Raw genomic sequence first — 15228 nt, 5'->3', positions numbered from 1 at the left:
GTGCGGGGGCGGGGCGGGGGCGGGGAGCGCGCCGGGTGAGGGGTCCGTTCGGGGAGGTTTGGTCGGGCTTGGGTGGGGGATGTGCTGCCGGACGTCTCTGGCGTGATCGCGGCGGCTGTGGCCGCGTATCGGCGGCGCGGCGTGCGGACAACACCGACGGTGCGCCACTTGGCGCGCTTTAGGATTGACGAGCGGCGACTCCGGGCATACAGCGCGGTGATGAGGAAAGGAGGACAGCATGGCTGACGTGGCGAAAGCCCGCACATCCCAGAATGGGAGCGAGCCCTCCACCGCCGAGTTGGTGCAACGAGCCACCGAGCAGATCTCCCGCCTCGTGCGGGACGAACTGACGCTGGCCCGAGCGGAGTTGACCCAGAAGGGTAAGCACGCGGGCATCGGGATCGGCCTGTTCGGCGGCGGCGGCGCGCTCGCGTTCTTCGGCCTGGGTGCGCTGGTCGCCACGGCGATCCTGCTGCTCGACCTGGTGTTGCCCGCCTGGGCCGCGGCGCTGATCGTGGCGGTGGCCTGCTTCCTGGTGGCCGGCATCCTCGCCCTGGTGGGCAAGAAGCAGGTCAGTCGTGCCGTCCCGCCGGTCCCGGCGGCCACGGTCCGCAGCCTCCGGGCAGACATGGACACCGTCACCGCCGCGGTGAAGGACAGGGGGCGGCAATGACCGGCAACGGGACCGGCGACACGGAGGCGCTGCGCGAGGAGATTCGTCGCACCAGGGTCGAGCTGGGCGAGACGATGGAGGCGTTGGCCGCCAAGGCCGACGTCAAGGCGCGTCTCAGGGAGTCCGCCGAGCAGGCCAAGGAGCGGATGCGTGAGCAGGCGGCACAGACCGTCGCCCGGGTCCGCGGGCAGGCCGTGCGGGGCGCGGGGATGGCGCGGGCGCGGGCCCACGAGAAAAGCGAGTTGGTACGCGCACAGGCGTACGACAAGGGCGAGTTGGTGCGCCGCAACCCGATGCCGTGGGCGGCCATCGCGGCCGGTGCGGTGGCCACCGTTGTGGTGTTGATGATCGTGCGGGGGAGGCGTAGGTGAGTAAGAGCATCGGCAGGGTCGCGTACCGGCCGGTCGGCGTGTTGATGGGCATCGCCGCGGGGGCGGTGGCCGGGGCGATCTTCCGGCAGGTCTGGAAGGTCACCGCGGGCGACGGTGAGGCGCCCAACGCGACCGACGAGGATCGCGGCTGGGGCGAGATCCTGGCGGCCGCGGCATTGCAGGGCGCCATCTTCGCGGTCGTCCGGGCCGCCGTGGACCGGGGCGGCGCGGTCGGCGTACGCCGGATGACCGGCAGCTGGCCGGACTGACCAGACAGCGACGTCAGCCCCCTTCCCGCATCGATGGGAAGGGGGCTTTCGCATGGCATCACCCGCCACCCGGCACGCCTGAGGCATCCGTCAGGTCACATGTCGGAGAAATTCGTCGGAGAGGTCGTGACAGACTTTTTGCGTCCGTGATTTGCTGGTCCCCGCTGTTGCGAGATGGCGTGGGTTGAGAGAAGTCTCCTTCGTGGGGCCGCCTCAGGCACCGCTGCTCAAAAACGGCCAATCGGCCGGACGGCGTGCACGGCCGCCAGTTTTTAGAGGGAGATACACATGGCTCAGGGAACCGTGAAGTGGTTCAACGCTGACAAGGGCTTCGGCTTCATCACCGTCGATGGTGGGGGTGCTGACGTGTTCGTCCACTTCTCGGCCATCCAGACCAGCGGCTACCGCTCGCTGGAGGAGAACCAGCGGGTGGAGTTCGAGATCGCGCAGGGTCAGAAGGGCCCGCAGGCCGAGCAGGTCCGTCCCATCTGAGTAGGATGGCCGGCCCCGCCGGCCAGTGGGACGATCCGGCCCAAGGGTAACTGTGCAGCCCCGCATCCCATCGGGATGCGGGGCTGCACACGTGTTCGGGCTCCCCAGTGGAGCGGGCGCTCAGCGTCGACGCGAGCGCAGACCGAGCCAGAGCACCACCAGCCCGGCCAACGCCACGAGCGGACCGACCACCGCCCAGATCTTCTGGTCGGTCATCACGCTGCCGTCGACGTAGCCGAGGCCCTGGACCGTCCACACCGCGCCGATCACCACGGCCAGCAGGCCGAGGGTGAGCGGAAGCCAGCCCCTCATCGCGTCCCCTCTCCGCCGCCCGGGGCGGCACGCCGCCGTCCAGCATCGCCGGCCGGACGGTGCGACGCGAGCATCCCGGGCGCGCGGGTCACCACCGGTCGTGCACCTGCGGGCGGATCAGCTCGTCGTAGGTCTCGCGGACGGCTGTCAACTGCTCGTCGGTGAGCGGGGACAGGGCGGCCGCCGCGGCGTTGCGTCGGGCCTGGTCGGCGTCGCGGGCACCGGGGATGACCACTGTGACGCCCGCCTGGTCCAGCACCCAGCGCAGTGCGAACTGCGCCATCGTGCGGTCCGCGTCGACCAGCGGGGCCAGCCGGCGTACGGCGGCCAGACCCCGGTCGAAGTCGACTCCGGAGAACGTCTCCCCGACGTCGAAGGCCGCGCCGTGCCGGTTGAAGTTGCGGTGGTCGTCGGCGGGGAACTCGGTGTGCTCGTCGTAGCGGCCGGAGAGCAGGCCGCTGGCGAGCGGCACGCGGGCGATGATGCCGACGCCGGCTGCCGCCGCGGCGGGCAGCACCCGCTCCAGGGGCTTGTGGCGGACCGCGTTGAGGATGATCTGGACGCTCGCCACCCCCGGTCGGGCGATCGCGGTGAGGGCCTGGTCGCAGGTCTCGACGCTGACCCCGTACCCGGCGATGGCCTTCTCGGCGACCAGGGTGTCCAGGCCGTCGAAGACCTCGTCGGAGGAGAAGACCGCGGTGGGCGGGCAGTGCAACTGGACCAGGTCGAGGGTGTCCATGCCCAGGTTGGCCCGGGAGCGGTCGGTCCACTGCCGGAAGTTGGCCAGGGTGTACGCCTCGGGCCGCTGCTCGACGCGGCGGCCCATCTTGGTGGCGACGGTCAGCCCGGCGTCGGGTCGGGTGCGCAGGAAGCGGCCGATCAGCTGCTCGCTGCGGCCGTCGCCGTACACGTCGGCGGTGTCGAGGAAGGTGACCCCGGCGTCCACGGCGGCGGCGAGCACCGCCATCGCGTCGTCCTCGCTGACGGTGCCCCAGTCGGCCCCGAGTTGCCACGCGCCCAGGCCGACCGCGCCAACGGTCCGGCCGAGCCGGTTGAAGCTGCGCTGTTCCATGCCCCGAGCCTAGTGATCGGGTTGCCACGGTGCCAGGCGAGCCGTACCGTAAACAGTACGAACGTACGGTTTAGGAGGCGATCATGTGGGATCCGACGGCCTACCTGCGCTTCGGCGACGAGCGGTCGCGGCCGTTTCACGACCTCGTCGCCCGGATCCCGGCCGGGCGACCCCGGGCGGTGGTCGACCTCGGCTGCGGCCCCGGCCAGCTCACCGCCACCCTCGCCGAGCGCTGGCCGACGAGCCGCGTGCTCGGCCTGGACTCCTCACCCGACATGATCGAACGGGCCGCGGCCCTCGGCGCGCCGGTCGACTTCGCGGTGGCCGACCTGCGCGACTGGCGTCCGGCCGGCGACGAGGACGTGGTGGTCAGCAACGCGGCGCTGCAGTGGGTCCCCGGCCACCAGGAGCTGCTGCGCCGGTGGGCCGCCGAGCTGCCCGCCGGGGCGTGGCTCGCCATGCAGGTCCCCGGCAACTTCGACGCCGACTCGCATCGCGCCCTGCGGGAGGTCGCCGACCGGCCGACCTGGCGGGCCGTCGTCGCCCCGCTGCTGCGCGCCGACCCGGTCGACGATCCGGCCGACTACGCGGCGCTGCTGACCGCCGCCGGCTGCGCCGTGGACGCCTGGGAGACTACCTACGTGCACCTGCTACCGGCCCGACCCGCGGCCGAGCACCCGGTGCTGGTCTGGATGGAGGGCACCGCGCTGCGCCCGGTCCGGGCCGCGCTGGACGCCGCCGGCTGGTCCGCCTTCCGGGCCGAGCTGGGGGTACGGCTCGCCGCGGCGTACCCGGTGCGGCAGGGTCAGGTGTACTTCCCGTTCCGCCGCGTCTTCGTCGTCGCCCGCACCGGCGACCATGTTCAGGAGAACTCGTGACCGACCTGCCCACCTTCATCGCCGGCCTGCCCAAGGCGGAGCTGCACGTGCACCACGTCGGCTCCGCCTCGCCCCGGATCGTCGCCGAGCTGGCCGCCCGCCACGAGGGACGCACCCCCGTGCCGACCGACCCGGACGCGCTGGCCGCCTACTTCGAGTTCCGCGACTTCGCGCACTTCATCGAGGTGTACCTGAGCGTCGTGGACCTCATCCGGGACCCGGAGGACGTCTGGATCCTCACCCACGAGGTGGCCCGGGAGCTGGCCCGCCAACAGGTCCGGTACGCGGAGCTGACCATCACCCCGTACTCGCACGTCCGGCGGGGCATTCCCGCCCCGGCGTTCTGCGAGGCCATCGAGGACGCCCGCAAGCGCGCCCAGGCCGACTTCGGCATCGAGCTGCAGTGGTGCTTCGACATCCCCGGCGAGGCCGGCCTGCCGGCAGCCGAGGAGACGCTGCGCATCGCGCTGGACGAGCGCCCGGACGGGCTGGTCAGTTTCGGCCTGGGCGGCCCGGAGATCGGCGTGCCCCGACCGCAGTTCCGGCCGTACTTCGACCAGGCCCGCGCCGCCGGGTTGCGCTCGGTGCCGCACGCCGGGGAGACCACCGGACCGCAGACCGTCTGGGACGCGCTGAACGAGCTGGGCGCCGAGCGCATCGGGCACGGCATCTCCGCCGCCCAGGACCCACAGCTGCTGGCGTACCTGGCCGAACGGCAGATCGGCATGGAGGTCTGCCCGACGTCCAACGTCCGTACCCGGGCGGTGGCCACCCTCGACGAGCACCCGCTGCCCCAACTGGTCGAGGCCGGGCTGCTGGTCACCATCAACTCCGACGACCCGCCGATGTTCGGCACCACCCTCAACGACGAGTACGCGGTGGCGGCCCGGCTGCTCGGGATCGGCGCCGAGGGCCTGGCCGGGCTGGCCCGCAACGCGGTCACCGCGTCCTTCCTCGACCCCGCCGGCAAGCAGCGGATCCTCGACGAGATCGACGCCTACCTCACCACCGCCGGCTGACCCGGTCGCCACTCGGTGGCCGGCCGGGCCGGCGGTGGCGAGCAGGGCGCGCGGCGGGAGCGTGGGTGTGGGGGGACCTGTGGCTCCCGCCGCGCGCGCGGCTCCACCGGCAGTGGGTGCGTGCTGCGCTCGGCCGGTGGAACTGGTGGGTTCGTGCTGTGATCCTGTCAGCCCGCGACCGACGTGAGGCCGTCGTTAACCGCGATCTAAGGAAGACTTGCACCGGCGCACAGCCCGGGTGCCGCCCGGGTCAGTCGTCGGTAGGGCGCTGGCGGGGCCACCGGCGTCCGCTGGCCTTCGTGTCCCGCGCGTCGCGGGCCATCCGGCCGACCAGACCGAAGCGGCTGACCTGCCGGGGTGTCGCCTCCGGGTCGGCGAGCAGCATCACCACGCTGGCCCCGCCCAGCCGGGCGCGGTCGATGCTCACCGAGCCGTTGGCCTGCAACGCCACCCGCTTGGCGATGTCCAGGCCGAGCCCGGTCGAGCCCTGGTCACTGGCGCCCCGGCGCAGTGCCCGGTCCGGGTTGGCGATGCCGGGGCCGGCGTCGTCGATCCGGATCGCCACGTAACCGTCGCGCCGGGACACCGCCACCTCGAACGCGGTGCCCTGCGGCGTGTAACGGAAGACGTTGCCGATGACCGCGTCCAGCGCCGCGGCCAGCTCGGCGCGCGGCACCGGCGCCGGGATGCGCAGCTGCGCGCCGGTGACCCGGTGCGGCCGGTTCTGGTCACCGGCCAACGCCGCCCAGAACACCATCCGGTCCCGGACCACCTCGCTGACGTCGCACATCGCCGGCCCGGCCTCGTGCGCCACCGCCTTGCGGGTCGTCTTGATCAATACGTCGATCTCACCCTCCAGGGTGACGATCGCCTGCCGGATCCGCCGGATCCCGCGCAGCCGGTCCAACTCGGCCTGGCTGAACGAACCCACGCTGGTGTCGTCGGACTCCAACGCCTCCGCGTCCAACCGCAGCACCGTCAACGGGGTACGCAGCCGGTGCGACAGGTCGGCCACCAGCTCCCGCTCGTCGGTGCGGGCGGCGTCCAGCCGGTCCGCCATCCGGTTGAAGGCGTACCCGGCCTCGGCCAGCTCGCGCGGACCGGTCGGCTCGACGCGGACGCCGAGGTCGCCGTCGCCGATGGAGAGTGCCGCCTTGACCAGGCCGCGGGTCGAGTCCACCGCGCGGGCGGCGACCCGGTCGACCACCAGCACCGCCGCGCCGACCATCGCCGCACCGACGGCGAACAGCAGCAGCCAGGTGCCACCGGCGCCCTCGCCCAGCGCGGACTCCGGAAGGAACACCTCGACCACTGCCGTCCGGTCACCGAGGACCACCGGGTCGAGCCGGGCCACCCCGCCGTCGACGTCGACGACCACCGACTGGCGCTCGGAGCGGGCCCGCTCCAGGTCACCGCCGCTGGCCCGGCCGGCGGACTCGTCCAGCCCCAGCCCGTGCACCACGGGTCGGGTGGGTGCGCCCTCGGCGCTGGCCACGACGGCACGCTCGACGACCACCGGGTCGGTGCTCACCGCCAGCGCGCCGGTCACCAGCGCGCTGCGCCGCGCCGCGTCGGCGATCGCCTCGTCCCGACTCTGTTCCCGCAGACTGAGCCCGAGCGGAATCAGGAACGCGAGCGCCACCAGGCTGCACATGCCGGCGGTGAGCACCGCCAGCGCCGTCCTCAGTCCGGTGCCACCAGCCGGAATCCGACCCCCCGCACGGTGCGCAGGTAGCGCGGCTTCGCCGCGGACTCGCCCATCTTTCTGCGGAGCCAGTACAGGTGAACGTCGATGGTCTGATCCTCGCCGACCGATGGCTGCCGCCATACCTCCTCCAAGAGTTCCCGGCGGGACACTACCCGCCCAGGTCGTGCGGCGAGATACGCCAACAGGTCGAATTCCTTACGGGTCAGCGCCAGCGGCTCCCCGTCGAGCTGGGCGCTGCGCTCGCCCACGTCCACCCGCAGCCCGCCGACGCTGTGCACCGCCGGCTGCACGGACCGACTGGCCCGGCCGGCCCGGCGCAGCACCGTGGTGATCCGCGCGTCCAGGTGCGCCCCGGTGAACGGCTTGACCATGTAGTCGTCGGCGCCGGCGCGCAGCAGCTTCACCACCGACTGCTCGTCGTCACGGGCGGTGGCGATGATGATCGGAATGTCGGTGATGCCGCGCAGCATCCGCAGCGCGTCCGAGCCGTCCAGGTCGGGCAGGCCGAGGTCGAGCACCACCAGGTCGGGTGTCTCCGCGGCGACCCGACGCAGCGCGTCCAACGCCGTACCCACGGCGTGCACGGCATGCCCCCGGTCGGTGAGGGACCGCAGCATCGCGCCGCGTACGACGTGATCGTCTTCGACCAGGAGCACGGAGGCCACGACAAGACCGTACTTGGCCTGGCAAGTTGATCGCGTTGCGACGTGCCTGGCGACCGGGCAAGCTGGTACGACGATGTCGTTCACCCTGTTCGCCGATGCCCGCCTGGCCCTCGCCCGGGACAGCCTCGCCGGTCTCTCCACCGGCGACGCCCTCGGCGCGCAGTACTTCCTGCCGGGGTCGGCGCCGGTGGATGTCGCCGCCGCCGCCCTGCCGCCGGCGCCCTGGGAATGGACCGACGACACCGAGATGGCCTGCTCGGTCCTCGCCCAGTTGGCCGACTCCGGCGGCATCGACCGGGACCGGCTGGCGCTCTCCTTCGCCGAGCGGTGCACCCCGCGCCGAGGCTACGGTGCTGGCGCGATGCTGATCCTGGAGCTGATCCGCACCGGCACCCCGTGGCCGCTCGCCGCCGCCTCGGCCTTCGACGGGCAGGGCTCCTGCGGCAACGGTGCGGCGATGCGGGTCGGCCCGCTCGGCGCGTACTTCGCCGATTCGACCGCCCGCGCCGCGGCGCAGGCCCGCGCCGGTGCGGAGGTGACGCACGCCCACCCGGAGGGGATCGCCGGCGCGGTCGCCGTCGCCGTGGCCGCCGCGCTGGCCGCCCGGGCCCGCCTCGACGGGCACCGGCCGGCCCCGGAGCGGCTGCTCGCCGGGATCGGTGCCGTGCTCGACCCGGGCACCGCCGTGCATCGGGGCGTACACCGGGCGGCCGAGCTGCTCGGCCGGCCGCTGTCCCGGGTGGTGGCGGCGCTCGGCAACGGCTCCCGGGTGACCGCCCAGGACACCGTCGGGTTCACCCTCTGGGTGGCCGCCACCCACCTCGACGACTATCCGGCGGCCATCGAGACGTGCATCCGGGCCGGTGGGGACATGGACACCACGGCCGCCATCGCGGGGTCGGTGGTGGCGGCGTACACCGGCGTCGGCACCCCGGGCGGGGTGCCGGAGTCGTGGCTGGCCGCCCGCGAGCCATTACCCACCTGGCTCCCCTGACCCGAGGCCGCCTTGCCCGCGCGGACCGCCCTGCAACTGCTCTGACGACGCGGGCTGCCCTGCGCACCGGGGCTGCCTTGCCCGCGCGGGCCGCTCTGACGACGCGGGCTGCCTGCCCACCGGGGTTGCCCTGACGAGGCGGGCTGCCTCTGTGCGCCGGGGCTGCCCTGACGAGGGCGGTGCCCCCTGCTTACCGGGGCTGCGTGCCCGCGCGGGCTGCCCTGCGCAAGATCAACTCGGCTTCCTGTATATCGGGGTGTCCGCGCGGCCCGATTGCCGCGGTTTTCGGAAAGCCGAGTGGATCACCGCCAAATCGGGCTGTCCGGGCGGTCGGGACGCCGCGGTTTCCGGGAACCCGAGTGGATCACCGCGATGCCGCGGAGACGGCGGGCTGCGGGTCGGCGGGCTGGGGGTCGGCGGGCTGCGGGTTGGTCCGCGTCGGGTCGGCGGGCTCTGCGGGCTCGGCTGCGTTACCGATTGTCTCGGCGGGCGTCGTGGCGTCGCTCGCGCTGCCACGTGTCGCGGTGGGTTCGGCGCTGCCACGTGTCGCGGTGGGTTCGGCGCTGCCACGTGTCGCGGTGGGTTCGGCGCTGCCGCGCGTCGCGGTGGGTTCGGCGCTGCCACGTGTCGCGGTGGGTTCGGCGCTGCCACGTGTCGCGGTGGGCTCCGCGCGGCCGGTTATCTCGGCCAGGGTCGCGGCCTCGTCGCGCTTCGTGCCCTGGTCCGGGTCGCCGGTCACCTCGGCGAGCGCGGTGGCCTCGTCCGGCCCGCGTCGGCGCCACCGGCTGACCAGCCAGCCGATCGCCGCGCCGCCGCCCAACCCGGCCAGCAGGCCGGCGGCCAGCATCCCGTCGGCGTTGCCGGACTCCTCGCCGGCACCACCCGCGCGGGTGGCCGGGTCGCCGTCGCCGCCCGGTTCGCCGTCGGCACCGTTGCCCCCAGCGGCTGGCGCGCCGGCCGGCGGCGCGCCGTGACCGCCACCGTGTGCGGCCGGTCCGGCGGCGCCCGGGGCCGCCGGGAGCAGGGTGAGCGCCGGGGCCCGCTGCGCGCCTGCGGCGTCCGCCCACCGGACCACGGTCCCGTCGGCGTACGTCTGGACGACCTCGAAGGTGAGCCGCTCGGCCTGCGGCATCGGCCCCATGGAGAGCGCCAACCGGGCCGAGCCGGCGTCGCCCGCACCGACCCGGACCCAGGTCACCGCCGTCGTCACAGTGCTCACCCCGGAGGAGTGGATGCCGGCCAGCGGCTTGTCCAGGGTGCGGGAGCTGATCCGGGGCGCCCAGCCGTCCACCGACATGGGGTAGACCTCGGCGACCGGCGCGTCGGCCGGCAGTCGGACCTCGATCTGCTTGGTGGTGGTGCCGGCCCGCTCCGCCGGGACGGTGAACTCCAGCCGTACCGCGTCGCCCTGCCGGGCCTCGGTCGGGGTGATCGTCACGTCCGCCGCGTACGCCGTGCCAGGCCAGAGCAGCAGCCCGGCGGCGGTCACCGCGGTCGCCGCCACGATCCGCCGCCGACGGCCGTCGCCGTGCGTGCTCCCCATCTCGTGCCCCCATCCGTGTCGACGCAGCCGGCACCGGTTCCGGCCACACCTTCTAGTTCGGCTGCGAGGCGCGAAAGGTTCAACGGCGGCGGTAAGGAAGGTGCCGTTCCCGGTCGGGGACACGGCGACCGATAGCATCGGCAGGAGCCGAGGATCGGCACCGTTTCGTACCGCTTGGAGGAGTCACCGTGTCCGCACCCCGTACCCCCGCCGTGGCCGACCCCGTCGTCGTCGCCGCCGGGACCACGGCGGCCGACGCGGTGGCCGCGGCCGGACTGCCCGCGAACGGCCCCAAGGCGATCGTCGTGGTCCGCGACCCGCAGGGCCAGTTGCGCGACCTGGACTGGTCGCCGGCCGAGGAGACCGTCGTCGAGCCGGTCAGCCTGGACTCGCCGGACGGGCTCAACGTGCTGCGCCACTCCACCGCGCACGTGCTCGCCCAGGCCGTGCAGGACGTCTTCCCCGAGGCGAAGCTGGGCATCGGCCCGCCCATCGAGAACGGCTTCTACTACGACTTCGACGTCGACAAGCCGTTCCAGCCCGATGACCTCAGCAAGCTCGAGAAGCGCATGCAGGAGATCATCAAGTCCGGGCAGCGGTTCCGTCGCCGCCGCTTCGGCAGCCTGGACGAGGCCCGCTCCGAGTTGGCCGACGAGCCGTTCAAGCTGGAGTTGATCGAGGTCAAGGGCGAGGGCCTGGACACCGACGAGGTGATGGAGGTGGGCGGCGGCGAGCTGACCATCTACGACAACCTCGACGCCAAGGAGGACAAGGTCTGCTGGTCGGACCTGTGTCGTGGCCCGCACCTGCCGACGACCCGGCTGATCGGCGCGTTCAAGCTGATGCGCTCCGCCGCCGCGTACTGGCGGGGGTCGGAGAAAAACCCCCAACTGCAGCGGGTGTACGGCACCGCGTGGCCGACCCGCGACGAGCTCAAGGCGTACCTGAAGCTGTTGGAGGAGGCCGCCCGGCGCGACCACCGCAAGCTCGGCGCGGACCTCGACCTGTTCAGCTTCCCCGACGAGATCGGTTCCGGCCTGGCGGTCTTCCACCCCAAGGGCGGCATCATCCGCCGGGAGATGGAGAACTACTCCCGGCAGCGGCACGAGGCCGCCGGGTACGAGTTCGTCAACACCCCGCACATCACCAAGGCGCAGCTGTTCCAGACCTCCGGTCACCTGCCGTACTACGCGGACACCATGTTCCCGCCCATGCAGCTCGAGGGCGCGGACTACTACCTCAAGGCGATGAACTGCCCGATGCACAACCTGATCTTCAGGTCGCGCGGGCGGTCGTACCGTGAGCTGCCGCTGCGGATGTTCGAGTTCGGCACCGTCTACCGGTACGAGAAGTCCGGCGTGGTGCACGGCCTGACCCGGGTCCGGGGCCTGACCCAGGACGACTCGCACATCTACTGCACCCGCGAGCAGATGGCCGGCGAGCTGTCCACGCTGCTCAGCTTCGTGCTCGACCTGCTGCGCGACTACGGCCTCGACGACTTCTACCTGGAGTTGTCGACCCGCGACGACTCGCCGAAGTTCATCGGCGCGGACGAGGACTGGGCGGAGGCGACCGAGGCGCTGCGTACCGCCGCCGCGACCTCCGGCCTGGAACTGGTGCCCGACCCGGGCGGCGCGGCGTTCTACGGGCCGAAGATCTCCGTGCAGGCCCGCGACGCGATCGGCCGGACCTGGCAGATGTCCACCATCCAGGTCGACTTCAACCAGCCGGAGCGGTTCGGGCTGGAGTACCAGGCCGCCGACGGCAGCCGGCAGCGGCCCGTGATGATCCACCGGGCGCTGTTCGGGTCGATCGAGCGGTTCTTCGGGGTGCTCACCGAGCACTACGCGGGTGCCTTCCCGGCCTGGCTGGCGCCGGTGCAGGTGGTGGGCATCCCGATCCGCGAGGACCACACGGACTACCTGCACGGCTTCGTCGCCGCGCTGCGCGCGGAGGGCATCCGGGCCCAGGTGGACGCGGGTGACGACCGGATGCAGAAGAAGATCCGGACGGCCCAGCAGCAGAAGGTCCCGTTCATGGTGATCGCCGGCGACGACGACGTGGCCGCCGGCACGGTCTCCTTCCGCTACCGCGACGGCTCACAGCGCAACGGGGTACCGGTCGCCGAGGCGGTGACCCACGTGCTGGACGTGGTCAGCTCGCGGACCAACATCGGCCCCTCCGCCGCCGCGGAGTAGCGCAACCGCCGCGCGGCCGGTGTGCCGCCGGTGTGCGCCGCGCCTGCCCGCTCGCCGCGCTCGTGGTGCCCGCTCGCGGGTGCTGGCTCGCCGCGCTTGTGGTGCTGGCTCGTCGCATGATCGTGCTCGATCCAGGAAGTAGTGGCCTCCCCGGTGCGGGAGGCCACTACTTCACTGTTCGAGCGCGATCATGGGATGGCGGCCGGGGCCGGCGAGCATGGGCCCGGAGGCCGGGGGCCGCCGATGATGGGTCGGAGGCCGGGGCCGGGGGCCGGGGGCGGTTTCGGGTGTCAGATGCCGCAGTTCGGCGCTGACCAGCCGCCGACCGCCGCCACGTGGGTGTGGTCGTTGTGGTCCGGGTAGCCGGGGCCGAGGATCTGCCCGAAGCCGTGGTAGCGGGCCTGCTGGGCCAGTCGGCAGAACGACGGGGACCCGACCAGGTCCACCCCGTCGCCGTACAGGTGTCGGCTGTTCGACGCGCCCCCGACCGCGCTGTTGCAGGCGTAGCTGCGGAAGCTGCTGCTGATCGCGATGGACACGTCGCCGAGGGCGTGCCGCATGGCCTGGAGTTTCCACATCGACACGAGCGCGTTGAACCGGGCGGTGCTCGCCGACACCGCGCCGCCGGACCAGTCGCTGTTGCACTTGTTCAGCTCGGCGTAGCTGAAGTTGGCCGGGGTGCAGTCGTCGTCCTGGAGGGCGTAGAGCCGGTTGAAGGTCTGTGGGCCGGCGATCCCGTCCGCGGGCAGCCCGTACGCCTGCTGGAAGCGGATCACCGCCGATCGGGTGGCTGGGCCGTACGCGCCGTCCAGGGTGAGCACCGCGCCGTAGCCGGGGTAGCCGGCGACCCGGATCTGGAGTTGCCGGACGTCCTCGCCGGACGCACCCTGGGCCAGGGTGCGGCCCCAGGTGTAGCAGCCGTCCGCCTGGGCCGCGCCGGCGGTGAGGGTGACGCCGACCACTGTGGTGGTGGCGGTCAGCGCAAGTGCCGCGAGGAACCTGCCGAGCCGTCGGAACATGAAGCCCTCCATCAATACATGGAAGTATCTGAGTGCATGGAAGTTTCATGCCTTGCCGTTGATCCGTCAAGAACTTGCAATGCCCGGTTTCCCGACGGCGGTGTCGCGGCGTGTCCACCGGGCTCCGTAGGATCGGCTCGTGACAGGGGCGGAACGGCACACGGACACCGACGGCATGGCGGACGGCCTGGAACGGCTCTGGACGCCGCACCGGATGACCTACATCTCCGGCGAGGACCGCCCGGCCGAGGGCTACGAGAAGCCCACTGGCTGTCCGTTCTGCCGAGGGCCGCAACTCCCCCCGGAGCAGAGCCTGGTGGTGGCCCGTGGCGAGCACGTGTTCGTGGTGCTCAACCTCTACCCGTACAACCCGGGGCACCTGCTGGTCTGCCCCTACCGGCACGTCGCCGACTACACCGACCTGGACGTGCCGGAGACCGCCGAGCTGGCCTCGTACACCCAGACCGCCATGCGGGTGATCCGCAAGGTCAGCAACGCCCACGGCTTCAACCTGGGTATGAACCAGGGCGGGGTGGCCGGCGCCGGCATCGCCGCGCACCTGCACCAGCACGTGGTGCCGCGCTGGGGTGGCGACGCGAACTTCATGCCGGTGATCGGCCGCACCAAGGTGCTGCCGCAGCTGCTCGGCGACACCCGCGACCTGCTCGCCCGCGCCTGGCCGTCCTGACCGTCGCCGGCCGCGTCGGGCTGGCTCGGTGGCGTCCGCGTCGGGTTGGCTCGGTGGCGTCCGCGTCGGGTTGGCTCGGTGGCGTCCGCGTCGGCCCAACTGGTCGGCGCGCAGCAGCGAGGTCAGCTCCGGCCAGCCCGTCGCGTGCGGGCGATCATGCCGCACGGTGACCGTCTCCCTGCGCCCGCGTGTCCGCCCGCCGGATCTGCTACGCCCCGACCCGGCGAAGGTGGCACGATCGGCCGATGGCAGTCACGACACGGATGTTGGGGCGCAGCGGCATCGAGGTCAGCGCCCTCGGCATGGGGTGCTGGGCGATCGGCGGACCCTGGGCGGAGGGCAGTCAGCCGTTGGGCTGGGGCGCGGTCGACGACGACGAGTCGGTGCGGGCCGTTCGTCGGGCACTCGACCTCGGCGTCACCCTGTTCGACACCGCCGACGCGTACGGGGCCGGGCACGGCGAACGGGTGCTCGGCCGGGCACTCGCCGGCCGTCGCGACGAGGCCGTGATCGCCACCAAGTGGGGTTACACGTTCGACGAGGCGAGTCGGCAGGCCACCGGTGAGGACGCGTCGCCCGCGTACCTGCGCGGCGCGGTGACCGCCTCGCTGCGCCGGTTGGGCACCGACCGGATCGACCTGTATCAGCTGCACCTGGCCGACCTGTCGGTGCCGAGGGCGCAGGCGCTGATCGGGACCTGCGAGGACCTGGTGGCCGATGGCCTGATCCGGGCGTACGGGTGGAGCACCGACCGCCCCGACCGGGCCGCCGCGTTCGGGCAGGCCGCCGCCGGTGCCACCGCTGTGCAGCACGCCCTGTCGGTGCTGCGCGACGCCCCCGAGTTGCTGGCCGTGTGCGACAAGTACGACCTGGCCAGCATCAACCAGGGGCCGCTCGGGATGGGGCTCCTCACCGGCAAGTACACGGCTTCGTCGACGCTGCCCCGCGACGACGTGCGAGGGTTGGCGCCGGGCTGGTTGGGATGGTTCCGGGGTGGCCGGCCGGCGCCCGAGTGGCTGCGCCGGGTCGGCGCGGTCCGCGCCGCGCTCACCGCTGACGGGCGCACCCTCGCCCAGGGTGCGCTGGGGTGGATCTGGGCGCGCAGCGGTCGCACCATCCCGATCCCGGGCTGCCGTACTGTCGCCCAGGTCGAGGAGAACGCCGCCGCCCTGCACCGGGGCCCGCTGCCGGGCGACCAGTTCGCCGAGGTGGAGCGCCAGTTGGCGGCCCTGCGCACGGCCGCCCTACGCGACGCCGACCGCCCCCACTGGCCCCGCCCGGCCTACCCCACAGTCCACCCCTAACCCCACCCCACCCACCCTCACCC

At 72.9% G+C, this 15228-nt stretch carries 16 protein-coding genes; 10 read left to right on the top strand and 6 right to left on the bottom strand.

Translation table 11 applies throughout. The annotated features are described in order from the left end of the window. Nucleotides 1–238: 238 nt before the first annotated feature. From IF22_RS0132275 to IF22_RS0132260, 4 genes are all read left to right on the top strand, one after another. Entirely contained in the window at nucleotides 239–673 is a 435-nt protein-coding gene (locus IF22_RS0132275) for a phage holin family protein (protein WP_030338239.1), read from the top strand. Continuing rightward, entirely contained in the window at nucleotides 670–1044 is a 375-nt protein-coding gene (locus IF22_RS0132270; protein ID WP_030338237.1) for a DUF3618 domain-containing protein, read from the top strand. The genes IF22_RS0132275 and IF22_RS0132270 overlap by 4 nt, the downstream gene beginning before the upstream one ends. Then, nucleotides 1041–1313: a DUF4235 domain-containing protein gene (locus tag IF22_RS0132265; RefSeq protein ID WP_030338235.1), complete on the top strand. Its 273-nt coding sequence runs from the start codon at nucleotides 1041–1043 to the stop codon at nucleotides 1311–1313. The genes IF22_RS0132270 and IF22_RS0132265 overlap by 4 nt, the downstream gene beginning before the upstream one ends. Before the next feature lie 288 nt (nucleotides 1314–1601). After that, nucleotides 1602–1805 carry a cold-shock protein gene (locus tag IF22_RS0132260; protein WP_030338233.1) on the top strand — a complete coding sequence of 68 codons (204 nt, stop codon included), beginning with the start codon at nucleotides 1602–1604 and terminating at the stop codon, nucleotides 1803–1805. A 120-nt stretch (nucleotides 1806–1925) separates the two neighbouring features. On the opposite strand, the gene IF22_RS0132255 is transcribed toward IF22_RS0132260, so the two are convergent. Further along, the gene (locus IF22_RS0132255; RefSeq protein WP_030338231.1) at nucleotides 1926–2117 is read right to left on the bottom strand and encodes a hypothetical protein; all 192 of its coding nucleotides are present in this window, start codon (nucleotides 2115–2117) and stop codon (nucleotides 1926–1928) included. Nucleotides 2118–2205: 88 nt separating this feature from the next. Next, nucleotides 2206–3189 carry an aldo/keto reductase gene (locus IF22_RS0132250; protein ID WP_030338229.1) on the bottom strand — a complete coding sequence of 328 codons (984 nt, stop codon included), beginning with the start codon at nucleotides 3187–3189 and terminating at the stop codon, nucleotides 2206–2208. Between the two features lie 83 nt (nucleotides 3190–3272). Here IF22_RS0132250 and IF22_RS0132245 point away from each other — a divergent pair, with 83 nt between their 5' ends. Next, nucleotides 3273–4067 carry a trans-aconitate 2-methyltransferase gene (locus IF22_RS0132245; protein WP_030338227.1) on the top strand — a complete coding sequence of 265 codons (795 nt, stop codon included), beginning with the start codon at nucleotides 3273–3275 and terminating at the stop codon, nucleotides 4065–4067. Beyond that, on the top strand, nucleotides 4064–5086 hold the full coding sequence (locus IF22_RS0132240) for an adenosine deaminase (RefSeq protein WP_030338225.1): 1023 nt from the start codon (nucleotides 4064–4066) through the stop codon (nucleotides 5084–5086). Before IF22_RS0132245 ends, IF22_RS0132240 begins: the two co-directional genes overlap by 4 nt. A gap of 250 nt (nucleotides 5087–5336) precedes the next feature. Here the strand turns inward: IF22_RS0132240 and IF22_RS0132235 are convergent, their stop codons facing one another. Both IF22_RS0132235 and IF22_RS0132230 read right to left on the bottom strand, forming a co-directional pair. Further along, nucleotides 5337–6740: a HAMP domain-containing sensor histidine kinase gene (locus tag IF22_RS0132235; RefSeq protein WP_030338223.1), complete on the bottom strand. Its 1404-nt coding sequence runs from the start codon at nucleotides 6738–6740 to the stop codon at nucleotides 5337–5339. Between the two features lie 29 nt (nucleotides 6741–6769). Further along, nucleotides 6770–7459: a response regulator transcription factor gene (locus IF22_RS0132230; protein WP_030338220.1), complete on the bottom strand. Its 690-nt coding sequence runs from the start codon at nucleotides 7457–7459 to the stop codon at nucleotides 6770–6772. Nucleotides 7460–7532: 73 nt separating this feature from the next. Between IF22_RS0132230 and IF22_RS0132225 the strand changes: the two genes are divergently transcribed. After that, the gene (locus IF22_RS0132225) at nucleotides 7533–8453 is read left to right on the top strand and encodes an ADP-ribosylglycohydrolase family protein (RefSeq protein WP_030338218.1); all 921 of its coding nucleotides are present in this window, start codon (nucleotides 7533–7535) and stop codon (nucleotides 8451–8453) included. A 364-nt stretch (nucleotides 8454–8817) separates the two neighbouring features. Here the strand turns inward: IF22_RS0132225 and IF22_RS34110 are convergent, their stop codons facing one another. Next, the gene (locus IF22_RS34110; RefSeq protein WP_051708923.1) at nucleotides 8818–9996 is read right to left on the bottom strand and encodes a DUF1775 domain-containing protein; all 1179 of its coding nucleotides are present in this window, start codon (nucleotides 9994–9996) and stop codon (nucleotides 8818–8820) included. Nucleotides 9997–10184: 188 nt separating this feature from the next. Here IF22_RS34110 and thrS point away from each other — a divergent pair, with 188 nt between their 5' ends. After that, nucleotides 10185–12194 (top strand): threonine--tRNA ligase, encoded by a 2010-nt coding sequence (gene thrS, locus IF22_RS0132215; RefSeq protein WP_030338214.1) that lies wholly within the window; start codon nucleotides 10185–10187, stop codon nucleotides 12192–12194. 290 nt (nucleotides 12195–12484) lie between these two features. Here the strand turns inward: thrS and IF22_RS0132210 are convergent, their stop codons facing one another. Continuing rightward, on the bottom strand, nucleotides 12485–13213 hold the full coding sequence (locus IF22_RS0132210) for a D-Ala-D-Ala carboxypeptidase family metallohydrolase (protein ID WP_030338212.1): 729 nt from the start codon (nucleotides 13211–13213) through the stop codon (nucleotides 12485–12487). A gap of 175 nt (nucleotides 13214–13388) precedes the next feature. Between IF22_RS0132210 and IF22_RS0132205 the strand changes: the two genes are divergently transcribed. Next, nucleotides 13389–13901, top strand: a complete 513-nt coding sequence (locus IF22_RS0132205) for an HIT family protein (RefSeq protein WP_209444630.1) — start codon at nucleotides 13389–13391, stop codon at nucleotides 13899–13901. A gap of 245 nt (nucleotides 13902–14146) precedes the next feature. Next, on the top strand, nucleotides 14147–15205 hold the full coding sequence (locus IF22_RS0132200; protein WP_030338208.1) for an aldo/keto reductase: 1059 nt from the start codon (nucleotides 14147–14149) through the stop codon (nucleotides 15203–15205). Nucleotides 15206–15228: the final 23 nt, after the last annotated feature.

This window comes from Micromonospora parva, assembly GCF_000718515.1.
Taxonomy (GTDB): Bacteria; Actinomycetota; Actinomycetes; order Mycobacteriales; family Micromonosporaceae; genus Micromonospora; species Micromonospora parva.
This window is presented reverse-complemented; position numbering and strand designations above follow the sequence as displayed.

Excerpts from the sequence above, each read along its gene's own strand:
- IF22_RS0132275 (WP_030338239.1), top strand. The coding sequence starts at position 239 with ATGGCTGACGTGGCGAAAGCCCGCACATCCCAGAATGGGAGCGAGCCC.
- IF22_RS0132270 (WP_030338237.1), top strand. The coding sequence starts at position 670 with ATGACCGGCAACGGGACCGGCGACACGGAGGCGCTGCGCGAGGAGATT.
- IF22_RS0132260 (WP_030338233.1), top strand. The coding sequence starts at position 1,602 with ATGGCTCAGGGAACCGTGAAGTGGTTCAACGCTGACAAGGGCTTCGGC.
- IF22_RS0132255 (WP_030338231.1), bottom strand. The coding sequence starts at position 2,117 with ATGAGGGGCTGGCTTCCGCTCACCCTCGGCCTGCTGGCCGTGGTGATC.
- IF22_RS0132250 (WP_030338229.1), bottom strand. The coding sequence starts at position 3,189 with ATGGAACAGCGCAGCTTCAACCGGCTCGGCCGGACCGTTGGCGCGGTC.
- IF22_RS0132245 (WP_030338227.1), top strand. The coding sequence starts at position 3,273 with ATGTGGGATCCGACGGCCTACCTGCGCTTCGGCGACGAGCGGTCGCGG.
- IF22_RS0132235 (WP_030338223.1), bottom strand. The coding sequence starts at position 6,740 with ATGTGCAGCCTGGTGGCGCTCGCGTTCCTGATTCCGCTCGGGCTCAGT.
- IF22_RS0132225 (WP_030338218.1), top strand. The coding sequence starts at position 7,533 with ATGTCGTTCACCCTGTTCGCCGATGCCCGCCTGGCCCTCGCCCGGGAC.
- IF22_RS34110 (WP_051708923.1), bottom strand. The coding sequence starts at position 9,996 with ATGGGGAGCACGCACGGCGACGGCCGTCGGCGGCGGATCGTGGCGGCG.
- IF22_RS0132210 (WP_030338212.1), bottom strand. The coding sequence starts at position 13,213 with ATGTTCCGACGGCTCGGCAGGTTCCTCGCGGCACTTGCGCTGACCGCC.
- IF22_RS0132205 (WP_209444630.1), top strand. The coding sequence starts at position 13,389 with ATGGCGGACGGCCTGGAACGGCTCTGGACGCCGCACCGGATGACCTAC.
- IF22_RS0132200 (WP_030338208.1), top strand. The coding sequence starts at position 14,147 with ATGGCAGTCACGACACGGATGTTGGGGCGCAGCGGCATCGAGGTCAGC.